Here is a 12,144-nt window from a genome sequence, read left to right on the forward strand (position 1 = left end):
AATTGAAAACGGATTCTGTATCCTATTCAAAAACAGGATAATAAGAGGTATTTAAATATGCTTGAAAAAAATCGACTTATGATAGAAAACAGAGATACCTTGCATTTAAAAGTATGTAATATTATTCGCGAAGCCATTTTAAAAGGAGAGTTAAAACCTGGCCAACGCCTTAAACAATCGGATCTTGCCGATGCGATGGGTGTCAGCCGGATGCCAATCCGGGAAGCGCTGCAAAAACTCGAAGCCGAAGGACTGATCAAGCTTGAGCCGCATAAAGGGGCAGTGGTAAAGTCGATTGAAGTAGGCGATATCGAAGAGATATATGCACTCCGAACGGAATTGGAAAAAATGGCTGTCTACCAAAGTGTGGAGCATTTAACGGATGAAGACCATCAGCAATTAACGACCTTGGTAGAGCAAATGGAAGCGAGCGAAGATGTGGATGAATTTATCCGTTACAATATTGAATTTCATCGTCTATTAATGAAGCGGAGCAGCTGGGAGCGGCTCAATTCCTTTATTAGCACCTTATGGAATGGTCTGCCGCAGCAAACTCCTCATATTTTAAAAGGCCAAAAAGAAACATCGAATGTGGAGCACAGAAGTATCTTAAATGCCGTGTTAAACAGAGATAAGGAAACGGCAGCGAATCTCGTTTCCAACCATATTTCGCGAACCGGCAATATGTTAGTAAAGAGATTAAAAGAAGAGGGAAAAAAATAGTTCTCTCTTTTTTGATAAAATTGTATCCAATATCCAAAATAAGAATGTGAGGGAAGTAAAATGACATTATCAAAAAGATTAGCTGAATATGTGTGCCAAACGAGTTTTGAAGATTTACCTGAACATGTCGTGGAGTTTACGAAAATCTGTATCCTTGATTGGTATGGCTCTGCCATCGCTGGAAAAGACATGCCGCCAATCCAAGCGGTGAAGGAACTTGTCGAAGAATGGGGCGGTCATGAACAAGCAAGTCTCGTCACGGGAGGAAAATCCTCACTAGGCAATGCAGTGTTGGTCAATGCTGCCTCCAGCCATATTGTGGAGCTCGACGATATTCATAAATCTTCGATTATTCATGCCGGTACCGTGGTCATTCCGGCCGCCGTTGCCGCAGCAGAAGCCTATGACCTTAGCGGCAAAGAATTGATTACGGCAGTGGCCGTTGGCTATGAAGTGTGTTACCGAATTGGCGAGGCTGTATCGCCATCGCACTATTATTTTTGGCATAATACCGCCACATGCGGCACATTTGGCTCTGCCGCTGCGGTAGCGAAGCTAGTAAACTTAAATGTGGAGCAAACGATGCATGCCCTCGGAAATGCCGGCAGCCAAGCGGCAGGACTGTGGGAATTTATCGAAGACGGGGCCAACACAAAACAATTGCACACCGCTAAAGCAGCCTACAACGGGACACTCGCCGCCCTGCTTGCCAAAAAGAACTTCACGGGAGCAACAAAAATTTTAGAGGGAAAAAGAGGGTTCTTTGAAGCGATGGCTGAATCGGCAGACCCATCGAAAATCACGAAGAATCTCGGACATGAATGGAAGATCATCGAGAACAGCTTTAAGATCCATGCATCATGTCGCCATACCCATCCAGCCATCGATTGTATCCTCGACATCATGAATGATCATTCCATTGCGTATCAACAGATTGATAGAATCACAATTAAGACTTATCAAACCGTCCTGAATATTACCGACAAACCAAACCCTGACAGTATCTACGCCTGTAAATTCAGCAGTCAGTTTTGCGCTGCCCTGGCTGCAGTAAAGGGCTCCGCTTCGTTACGGGATTTCACGACTGAAAGCTTACAAGATTCCGAGATTTTAAATCTTATGGAAAAAGTAGACGTAGTCGTCGATTCCTATTATGAGGAAGCCTATCCAGAAAAATGGGGAGCGAAAGTCGAAATTGCTCTTTCAAATGGGAAAATTTTTGAACAAGCAACCGATTATCCAAAGGGTGACCCTGAAAAAATGGCCACAAAAGAGGAACTAATCCAGAAGTTTATCATGATGACTGCTGAAAAATTAGAACATCCTGAAGCAGAGGTCGAAGCGATTTTCAAATTAGATTCAATCAGTACGAGAGAATGGCTGAGGAAACAAGAAATCAGCCGTTTACAACAGTAATGGAGGATATCGCTATTTCATATCGAACTAAATTATTGGGAGTGGTTTGAAAAATGCCCTTGAATGTTGATGTCATCGTGATTGGCGGGGGCCAGGCCGCGCTTGCAGCAGCGATAGCGGTTAGGGAAGAAGGGGCACGTGTTGCCATAATCACCAAAGGGAAAGCGGGATTTGGCGGTTCATCCGTTATTTCTGATGGCGTCCAATCAGCCATTTTTTCAACAGGGGATTCGCCTGAAACCTTTTTCGAAGATATTATCCGTGGCGGCCGAAATCTATCAAATCCAATGCTAGCTAGAATTCTAGCTGAGGAGTGTACCTTCAGGGTCAACGAGCTGGAGAGTAAATTCGGCATCCACTTGGAACGAGAGCTGAAAATCAGTACGCCCGGACACTCGTTCCCCCGCAGGGTTTATGCCGCAAACGGACTCGGGAAAAACACAACAAAAGTATTGAGACAATACGCGCTGGAAATCGGCGTAGAATTATTCGAGCACTCCACCTTGATTGATTTAATCAAGGTGGACCAGGCTGTGGTCGGTGTGGTCGTCGAAAAGGCAGCGGAATTACATGCTTTTTACGCGCCATCTACGATACTGGCAACAGGTGGATTCGGAGGGCTTTATGCGTCTACTGATAATCCAAAGGATGTATCAGGAGAGGGGATTGGTATGGCGTGGAGGCATGGTGCCGAGCTGGTCGGGATGGAATTTGTTCAGTTTTATCCGTATCGGCTGAAGCATCCTGCGAACGTAGATGTCATGACTAGGATTTTTGGAAAAGGGGCCGTCCTTTTAAATAACGCTTCGGAACGCTTTATGGCGGATTTTCCAAGAAAAGAGCTGGAAACACGAGATATTCTAAGCTACGAAATGTTCAAGCAAAACGATGTGTACCTTGACTTTTCTAATGTTTCTGATGAGGATTTAGCGAAGGACAGTCCATATGTATACCGGCTTGTTAAAAAAGGACATCAAGGGGAGTGGGAAATGTACCCTGTTCAGCATTATTGCATGGGCGGGATTAAAGTGGATGAATGGGGCAGAACGAGTTTACAAGGATTATATGCCTGTGGGGAAACAACCGGCGGACTCCACGGGGCGAATCGGCTTGGAGGAGGTTCTCTGACAGAAGCACTTGTGTTTGGGCATCGGACAGGGAAGATGGCGGCTCAAGAAGGTGTGACTGTTCCAAAAGCGGTCGAAATTCCTACTTTTGGGGAAAACACTTTACCTAATGGAAAAGAGTTGGAGGTAACACAGCGACTGAAAGAGATCATGTGGAACCTTGTTGGAATCGAAAGAACCACTAATTCCTTACAGCAGGCGGAAAAAGAACTAGACAGGCTGGCGGAGGAATTAAATGAGGAAAAAGGTGTCACGGCACTTCAGCTCCAAGATAAAGTCCGGGCAGCATGGGCAGCCGCGTTTGCCGGTGCGATGAGGAAAGAAAGCAGAGGGGCCCATATCCTTCAGGATGTAAAAGAGGAACAGAAACAATGGGAAGGAAACCTTGTTATTAAAGGGAAAACCATTGAATTCAGGAGAGAAACCGTGAGTGAAAGGACATAACTTTTTTAACAAAAAGGGGAAGATGGCTGTGCGAACGATTTTTTATGAAGAGATTGTCAATCAGGTGGCCAACATGTGCCAAGAGGCCAATTTTGAGCTGGGCCAGGATGTGATTCAAGCCTTTCAAGCTGCTTTGAAAAAAGAAACCTCCGAAACGGGGAAAGACATTTTAGAGCAATTGCTGCTGAATGCTGATATCGCTAGGTCCGAGCGTGTGCCAATGTGTCAGGATACAGGCGTTTCCGTTTTTATCGTCGAAGTCGGCCAGGATTGTCACATTAGCGGCGGCAGTCTTTACGATGCAATTAATGAAGGGGTTAAGAAAGGCTATGAAGAGGGTTATTTAAGACACTCAATTGTTGACCATCCGATCACTAGGGAGAAGAGTAAGGGCTATAATACCCCATCGATTATTCATATTGAATTGGTACCGGGTGAGGATCTGGTCATACATATGTCGGCAAAAGGCGGAGGCAGTGAAAATATGAGTGCCTTAAAAATGTTGAAGCCTGCAGACGGCTTAGACGGGATTAAGGACTATATTTTAAGCATCGTTGCCCAAGCAGGGCCGAATGCCTGTCCGCCGTTGGTGGTTGGAGTGGGAATCGGCGGGAATTTCGAGCGCTGTGCTTATTTAGCGAAGAAGTCGTTATTTAGGCCAATTGGTCATCGCAGTGAACGGCCGGAAATCGCGGAGCTGGAAAAGGAATTGATGGGAAGAATCAATGAGCTCGGTATTGGGCCGCAAGGAATGGGCGGGAATACAACGGCCCTTGATGTGAAAATTGAAATTGAACCTTGTCATATTGCCGCGCTGCCCGTCGCTGTGAATTTGAACTGCCATGCCAGCAGGCATAAAGAGGTCAGAATTTAGGGGGGAGCATCAGTGTCAGCTATTCACATCACCAATCCAATATCCGAACAAGAATTGCTGAAATTAAAAGCGGGCGATCGAGTATTCTTAAGCGGCACCATTTATACAGCCAGGGATGCTGCTCATAAAAGAATGTTTGAAACGCTGCAAAGAGGGGAAGAATTGCCCTTCGATGTTGCCGGACAAACGATTTATTATGTCGGTCCGACTCCTGCCAAGCCAGGAGCTGTGATTGGTTCAGCCGGTCCGACCACTAGTGGGCGGATGGACAAATATACTCCCGTCTTATTGGATCTCGGTTTAAAAGGAATGATTGGAAAAGGCTACCGCAGTGAAGAAGTCATTGAATCGATGAAGAAAAATAAAGCCGTTTATTTTGCTGCCATCGGCGGTTCGGGAGCACTGATTGCCAAAACCATTCAATCTGTTGAAGTGGTCGCTTACGAAGACCTGGGCCCAGAAGCGATTTATAAATTAACCATCAAAAACTTTCCTGCTGTGGTCATCATTGATCATGAGGGAAATGACTGGTACAAAATAGGGAAACAGCAATTTTTTGAGCAAAATCATGTACAAGGTGCTGACAGTTAAGGTCGGCAGCCTTGTTTTTTTGAGAAGAGAGAAATAAATTTATGAATATTCGAAAAACTATTGAAATTGTATTTTGGATACAGTATCCTATTTATAAAGAAAAACATCATTTTCCTGATGGAGGAATCATACGATGAAATTGCCTGAACAAGTCACGATTTACGAAGTAGGCTTACGGGATGGGCTTCAGTTAGAGTCAAAAGTATTAACGGTGGATGAGAAGGTTGAGATTTTCTCTTTATTGCAAAAGGCGAATGTATCCCAAATTGAATTTGGATCGTTCGTCCATCCAAAACTCGTCCCGCAAATGGCCAATACGGCTGCATTTCATGAGCATCTAAGGTCCTATCCTGAAATGAACCTCGTAGCTCTTGTACCTAATTTGAAGGGGCTCGAGTTGGCCAAACAAACGGGCGTAAAGTCCGTCAATTATGTTTTTTCAGCAAGTAATACCCATAACGAACAGAATGTTCGGCAGACCACCGAACAGTCATTGGAAAACTTCAAGCATTTATCGCAATTTGCATCAGATAACGAGATCAACCTTAACGTTACAGTTGCTACCTCATTTGGCTGTCCCTTTGAAGGTCCAGTTCCGCGACAACGCATCATGAATCTGATTGAACAACTTCTCTTACATAACATCAAAAGAATTACACTAGCAGATACAACAGGGATGGCCAATCCGAAGCAGGTCTATCAATTGACGAAGGAAGTCGTGAATGAATGGAACAATGTTGAATTTGGCTGCCACTTCCATAATACAAGGGGTATGGGTCTTTCCAATATCCTTGCCGGTTTAGAGGCAGGAATCACCGTTTTCGACGCATCCTTAGGCGGGATTGGCGGCTGTCCATTTGCTCCTGGTGCAACAGGTAATGTTTGCACCGAGGATGTGGTCCATATGTTAGAAGAAATGGGCGTCCGTACTTCCATCAATCTTGATGGTTTAATCGAAGCTTCCCATCGGCTAGGGGAATTACTGGAACATGACTTGCCAGGACAAGTCGCAAAAGCAGGGAAAAGCTCCCGCTTGTATCCTGTACCAAATAAAACTACAAGTTCTTTATGTTAAGGGGATGAGCAGATATGCTAGTCAAAACTTATGAAACTATCAAATTAGAACGGGCGGAGAGCCATCAAGGGATCGCCGTGTTAACCCTGAACCGTCCGGAATCCATGAACGCGATGAATACAAAAATGGCGTTGGAATTAGTCGAAGCTTTTGAGGAACTTAAATACGATGAATCGGTCCGCGTTTTGGTGCTTACTGGTTCAGGTACTAAGAGCTTTTGTGTGGGGGCCGACCTAAAAGAGCGGAATGGCATGTCCCAGAAGGACTGGAAGAAACAGCATGACTATTTTGAAAAAGTAACCGAGTGTATCCGCGAATTCCCGTATCCGGTGATTGTTGCCATTAATGGTTATGCACTAGGAGGCGGCCTTGAAATGTCTCTAAGCTGTGACCTTCGAACCGCTGCTGAGGGTGTTGGACTCGGACTGCCGGAGGCGAAATTGGGATTAATTCCTGGCATCGGCGGCTCTCAATTGCTTCCTCGCATTCTCCCAATTGGGTTAGCGAAGGAAATGTTGTATACCGGAAAACGGATTACAGCAGAAGAAGGTAAGCAGTGGGGACTAATTAATCATGTCTTTGAGAGTGAATCCCTATTGGCGGAAACTATTAAATTAGCTGAAACCATTGCAATAAACGCACCGCTTTCCCTAAAAGCATTGAAGAAGGCGGTTAATAAAGGGACTGAAACAGATTTGGCCACGGGTATTGTCTTAGAATTAGAAGCTTACTATAGATGTGCGAACTCAGAAGACCGGTTGGAAGGCATTTATGCCTTTAATGAAAAGCGGGCTCCGGAGTGGAAAGGGCGTTAACGGGTGGATTGATAAGGGTTATTTGCGGATAAGTGGGTGAAACTTGCGGAAAACCGAGTTTAATTTGCGGATAAGAGGCCCTTACTTGCGGATAATCGAGTCCAACTTGCGGATAAGGTTTTTACTTGCGGAAAACCGAGTCTAACTTGCGGGTAACAGGTCTTTACTTGCGGATAACCCAGTCCAACTTGCGGGTATACAAAACAGTACTATGCAAACCATTAAAAAATGATCGCGGAGGTATATAAAAATGTCAAATACAAAAATAGTAGAAAATACAGAACATGAAATGATTCGGAAAAGCGTTCGAGCTTTATGTGAGCGCTTTCCAGAAGATTACTGGCGGGAAACTGATGAAAAAGATGCCTATCCTACCGCCTTTGTCCAAGCGCTAACTGAAGAGGGATGGTTATCTGTATTAATTCCTGAAGAATACGGCGGTGCTGGACTAGGAATGACGGAAGCTTGCATCATTTTAGAAGAGATCAATCGCTCAGGAGGCAACTCCGGTGCCTGCCACGCCCAAATGTATACCATGGGCGCTCTTCTTCGCCATGGGAATGAGGACCAGAAACGAAGATATCTTCCTAAAATCGCAAGCGGCGAACTTCGACTGCAAGCATTCGGCATCACCGAACCTACCGCTGGAAGCGATACAACCAGCATCCAAACCTTTGCTGAAAGAGTCGGAGACAAATACGTGGTTCATGGTCAAAAAATCTGGACATCAAGAGCGGCACATTCCGACTTAATGTTGTTATTGGCTAGAACGACACCAAAAGACCAAGTAGCGAAAAAGACAGACGGGTTGAGCCTGTTTATTTTAGACATGAAGGAACAAGCGGATAAAATCGATATCCGCCCGATTGATACGATGATCAATCACGCAACGACAGAAGTATTTTTTGAAGGAGCGGAAATCCCGGTTGAGAATCGAATTGGGGAAGAAGGAAAAGGCTTCCGCTATGTGTTAGGCGGAATGAATGCAGAGAGAATTCTCATTGCATCTGAATCCATTGGTGATGGCATGTACTTTGTTGATAAAGCCGTCCAATATGCCAATGAGCGCGAAGTATTTGGCCGTCCAATTGGGAAAAACCAAGGGGTTCAATTCCCAATTTCTAAAGGCTATATGGATATCCAAGCTGCTAAATTGATGAGAGATAAGGCTGCAGAAATGTTTGATGCTGGAATGGATTGCGGGGCTGAGGCGAACATGTCAAAATATCTTGCATCCGAAGCTACATGGCGCGCAGCGAATGCCGCAATGGACACATTTGGCGGCTATGGTTTTGCAAAAGAATATCATATCGAACGAAAATTTAGGGAAGCCCGTCTGTTTATTGTAGCACCGATAACCAACAACCTGGTTGTAAGTTATGTTGGACAGCATGTCCTTGGATTACCACGTTCATTTTAAGACAACATCAGGAGGACCTTTTTTAAAAAAAGGGTCCTCTCTTTGAAAAGGGGGAGCCAAGATGCCAGGACCATTAAGCGGCATTCGAGTAGTGGATGTAACAACAAATGTTTCAGGGCCAAGTTTAACGATGATTCTTGCGGATTTAGGGGCAGAAATTATTAAAATTGAACGGCCTGATATTGGTGACGATTCGAGAGGAATGGGACCATTTTGGGAAGGAGAAGGCGTTTATTTCCTTCACATCAACCGTAATAAACAATCGGTCGTCATTGATTTAAAAAAGGAAAGCGGCCGAGAAATCGTCTATGACCTTGTCAAGACGGCAGACGTTTTTGTTGAAAACTTCCGCTTTCAAAAAGCGGAAAAAATGGGCCTTGGTTATGAGAGACTAAAAGAATTGAATCCTTCGTTGGTATATTGTTCTTTATCAGCCTACGGTCAAGATGGTCCACTTTGTGACCGGCCGGGTTATGATGCGATTGCCCAAGCAGATTCCGGGATTATTGGGATTAACGGTGCAGAAGGAGCGGAAATTGCCCGTGTTCCAGTTTCGGTCCTCGATCAAGGGAGTGCGATGTGGGGAGCCATCGGGGTCATTTCGGCACTTTTTCATAAACAAAAGACGGGAGAAGGACAGTTAGTCACTACATCCCTTTATGAAACGGGAGTATTCTGGGTCGGCTATCACATGCTGTCATGGCTTGCGACGGGAAATGAGCCAAAGAAAAACGGTGCCGGACACACAGCCTTTGCACCGTATGGAGCCTTCCACGCAAGTGATGCTCCTGTGATGATCGGAATCTCCAATAATTCCTTATTCAAACGTTTATGCAAGGTGCTTGGGAAGGAAGAATGGGTCGAGGATCCACGCTACAAAAATAACCCTGAGCGAGTGGAGCATCGTGAAAATTTAAGAGTGGCGATTGAAAACATTCTCCAAGCTAAAACGGCGGATGAGTGGGTACAGCTATTAGTAGATGCAGGAGTACCAAGCTCAAAGGTGAAGAAAATATCAGAAGTAGTCCAGGATCAGCAGACAGAAGCAATCCAGATGTGGACTGATGTTAAACACTCAACTATTAAAGACTTCAAACTGCCAAGACTTCCTTTTGAGCTTAGCAGTTCACCTGTGTCCATTCAAAAGGCTCCACCTAAACTGGGCGGGAATACAGAGGAGATATTAAACAAGCTTGGTTACAACAAAGAACAAATAGAACAGCTTTTAAATGACGGGACCATCCAAATAGAGGCTAAAAAGCTAGAATCGCATAAATAGTTTACAAGGAACCCACTGCCAAATTGTAGGCAGTGGGCGTTCGTTTTCCTGTTGACAACATTAACTGGCAGGAAATACAGTAAATGTAAAATGGAACAGAGAGGGGAAACCGTAATGAAAGCAATTGTCGTCACCGGCTTTGGCGGTACAGAAAACCTAAAATACAAAGATGTTGAAATGCCAGTTATAGCTGAAAACGAAGTACTAATTAGGGTCGTGAAAACTAGTGTAAACTTCGCTGATATTAAATCAAGATACGGCCAAAAGGGAGCAACACTACCGTTTATCCCAGGTTTAGATGCGGCAGGATTTATTGAAAAAATAGGCAGCAAGGTATCGGGGCTCGTAGAAGGACAAAGAGTCATCGTCTTCCCGAAAAATGGTTCGTATGCGGAATATGTGGTGGCATCGGATCAATTAGTCTTTCCCATTCCCGATGAATTGGATTTCAAGACAGCAGCCGCTTGTCCGATTGTGTCTTTTTTGTCGTACCGTTTATTGAAAAATATTGCCGCCATGGAAAAGGGAGAAACAGTATTAGTTCATTCTGCGGCTGGCGGGGTAGGGACCACCGCCATTCAAGTTGCCAAGATTTTGGGAGCAAAGACGGTCATCGGGACGGTTGGCAGCAGGGATAAAATGAAGGTGGCTGAAGAAAGTGGAGCCGACTTCGTTATTTGCTATGAGGAGGAGGATTTCGCCCCAATTGTAAATGAGATTACCAATGGGCAGGGTGTGGACATTGTCCTCGACTCCCTTTCCGGCGCCGTCACGGAAAATAGCTTCAATTGTTTAGCACCATATGGCAGGCTGGTCCACTTCGGTAATTCCAGCGGACATGTAGGAACCATCAAAACGGTTGATTTACATGCTAGCTGCAGAAATGTATTAGGGTTTAGTCTAGGGACCACAAGAAAGTTAAGGCCGCATTTATTAAAAGAAACGGCTGAAGAAGTTTTTCCACTTTTAGTGAATAATCAGCTAAAAATTAAAGTTGGACATGAATACATGTTGGAAGAGGCGGCAGCGGCCCATACCTTAATGGAAAATAGGCTGAATAAAGGGAAGATATTATTGAATGTGGACCCTAATTTTTAAAATAAAATTTTGGTTAAAAAGTGGAATAAATACCCATATTAAATATAAATAAAATATTTAAGGGGAATTCCCATGATTTATATTTATAATGACTATGGCGGAACACATACTACTTCTTTGGCTGCCGCCTATCATTTAAAACAATTACCTCAATCGGAAAGAAAGCTAACTACCGAAGAAATATTAAATGTGAAGTATTTTAACAAACTTACAAAAAAGGATTTTGGAAAGCTCATTTTTCATGGTACGGATGAGGATGGGAACAAAGTTTATTCGATTGGCCGGAAAAGAAACAAACTCGTTGTACCAGCGATGAAGGAGATAATTTTACTACTTCAAGAGAAATTTCAGTTTGAAGAAAAAATCGTTTTTTCCAATACCTCACCTACCGTTCCACTTTCGATGTCATTTGGAGGATTTTTTTCGAGAGGCTTGAAGATAGACTTTATTGGCGTACCGTTACTAGTGAGAGGTGCCAAGCAATGCTGTGATAATATTTATCGGTTGGTTGAAAACACCAAACAAGTTGGAAAAACCCCATTCAACGAAAATGTGATTATTTTAGACAATGAAATGTATAAGTAGTTACTTAAGTCAACATGAGAAATCCGGTAGCTTAGATGGGTCGTACGTAACACCGGATCTATCTAATTATGAAGTGAGAATGAATTTCAAGATTTAGGTAGACTATTTTTGGTAGTGGGCTTCAAGAAATCCCTTAACAATAAACGAAGGATTACTAAACAAAACGAAGGCTTGTATTGCAAGCCTTCGTTTTCATTAAAAAATACATAGATATTACTTCAGGTGATCATTAAGTACACTTTCCTCCAAAACAGCGAATTTGTCCCCATAAACCTTTGTAATATGCTTTTCTCCCCAAGAACATAAAGAATCAAGTATCCCTTTCAAACTCAATCCATATTCACTAAGTTCATATTCTACTTTTGGTGGAATTTGATTATGCACAATGCGGTTTATGACACCGTCATCCTCCAGTTCACGTAATTGCTGGGTCAACATTTTTTGTGTAATGTTTGGCATCAGCCGTTTCAATTCGCTTGTGCGTTTTTTGCCGTGTGTAAGATGGCAAAGGATGACACACTTCCATTTTCCTCCTATAACTTCCAATGTGGCTTCAACGGCAATATTATATTTCTTATTATTCATGATACCTCCAGATCCATAGGTACTAAAAAGTACCTATCGCACTATTTGGTGCCTATAGCACTTTAAAGTACGTACTTTTCTATTAGATTGATATGTTTCATAATAACATGTG

Annotated in this window: 12 protein-coding genes; 11 read left to right on the forward strand and 1 reads right to left on the reverse strand. The window is 43.6% G+C overall.

Translation table 11 applies throughout. The features are described 5' to 3' along the window. Window positions 1-57: 57 nt before the first annotated feature. From KHB02_RS12700 to KHB02_RS12750, 11 genes are all read left to right on the forward strand, one after another. Window positions 58-723 (forward strand): GntR family transcriptional regulator, encoded by a 666-nt coding sequence (locus tag KHB02_RS12700; RefSeq protein WP_213145535.1) that lies wholly within the window; start codon window positions 58-60, stop codon window positions 721-723. A gap of 60 nt (window positions 724-783) precedes the next feature. Continuing rightward, window positions 784-2,139, forward strand: coding sequence for an MmgE/PrpD family protein (locus KHB02_RS12705; protein ID WP_213145536.1), 1,356 nt, complete (start codon window positions 784-786; stop codon window positions 2,137-2,139). 53 nt (window positions 2,140-2,192) lie between these two features. Continuing rightward, window positions 2,193-3,710, forward strand: coding sequence for an FAD-binding protein (locus tag KHB02_RS12710; protein ID WP_213145537.1), 1,518 nt, complete (start codon window positions 2,193-2,195; stop codon window positions 3,708-3,710). Window positions 3,711-3,732: 22 nt separating this feature from the next. Further along, the gene (locus tag KHB02_RS12715; protein ID WP_277398243.1) at window positions 3,733-4,584 is read left to right on the forward strand and encodes a fumarate hydratase; all 852 of its coding nucleotides are present in this window, start codon (window positions 3,733-3,735) and stop codon (window positions 4,582-4,584) included. A gap of 12 nt (window positions 4,585-4,596) precedes the next feature. Further along, window positions 4,597-5,175 (forward strand): Fe-S-containing hydro-lyase, encoded by a 579-nt coding sequence (locus tag KHB02_RS12720; protein ID WP_241113840.1) that lies wholly within the window; start codon window positions 4,597-4,599, stop codon window positions 5,173-5,175. A gap of 133 nt (window positions 5,176-5,308) precedes the next feature. After that, complete coding sequence (locus tag KHB02_RS12725) at window positions 5,309-6,250, forward strand: hydroxymethylglutaryl-CoA lyase (protein WP_213145538.1); 942 nt, start codon at window positions 5,309-5,311, stop codon at window positions 6,248-6,250. A gap of 14 nt (window positions 6,251-6,264) precedes the next feature. Next, the gene (locus tag KHB02_RS12730; protein ID WP_213145539.1) at window positions 6,265-7,065 is read left to right on the forward strand and encodes an enoyl-CoA hydratase/isomerase family protein; all 801 of its coding nucleotides are present in this window, start codon (window positions 6,265-6,267) and stop codon (window positions 7,063-7,065) included. Window positions 7,066-7,315: 250 nt separating this feature from the next. Next, window positions 7,316-8,485, forward strand: coding sequence for an acyl-CoA dehydrogenase family protein (locus tag KHB02_RS12735; RefSeq protein WP_213145540.1), 1,170 nt, complete (start codon window positions 7,316-7,318; stop codon window positions 8,483-8,485). Window positions 8,486-8,546: 61 nt separating this feature from the next. After that, window positions 8,547-9,764 carry a CaiB/BaiF CoA transferase family protein gene (locus KHB02_RS12740; protein ID WP_213145541.1) on the forward strand — a complete coding sequence of 406 codons (1,218 nt, stop codon included), beginning with the start codon at window positions 8,547-8,549 and terminating at the stop codon, window positions 9,762-9,764. A gap of 114 nt (window positions 9,765-9,878) precedes the next feature. Beyond that, window positions 9,879-10,862, forward strand: a complete 984-nt coding sequence (locus tag KHB02_RS12745) for a quinone oxidoreductase family protein (RefSeq protein WP_213145542.1) — start codon at window positions 9,879-9,881, stop codon at window positions 10,860-10,862. A gap of 72 nt (window positions 10,863-10,934) precedes the next feature. Continuing rightward, entirely contained in the window at window positions 10,935-11,447 is a 513-nt protein-coding gene (locus KHB02_RS12750) for a DUF3189 family protein (RefSeq protein ID WP_213145543.1), read from the forward strand. A 213-nt stretch (window positions 11,448-11,660) separates the two neighbouring features. On the opposite strand, the gene KHB02_RS12755 is transcribed toward KHB02_RS12750, so the two are convergent. Next, window positions 11,661-12,032, reverse strand: a complete 372-nt coding sequence (locus tag KHB02_RS12755; RefSeq protein WP_213145544.1) for a winged helix-turn-helix transcriptional regulator — start codon at window positions 12,030-12,032, stop codon at window positions 11,661-11,663. Window positions 12,033-12,144 lie beyond the last annotated feature (112 nt).

This window comes from Neobacillus citreus (assembly GCF_018343545.2).
Lineage (GTDB): Bacteria > Bacillota > Bacilli > Bacillales > Cytobacillaceae > Neobacillus > Neobacillus citreus.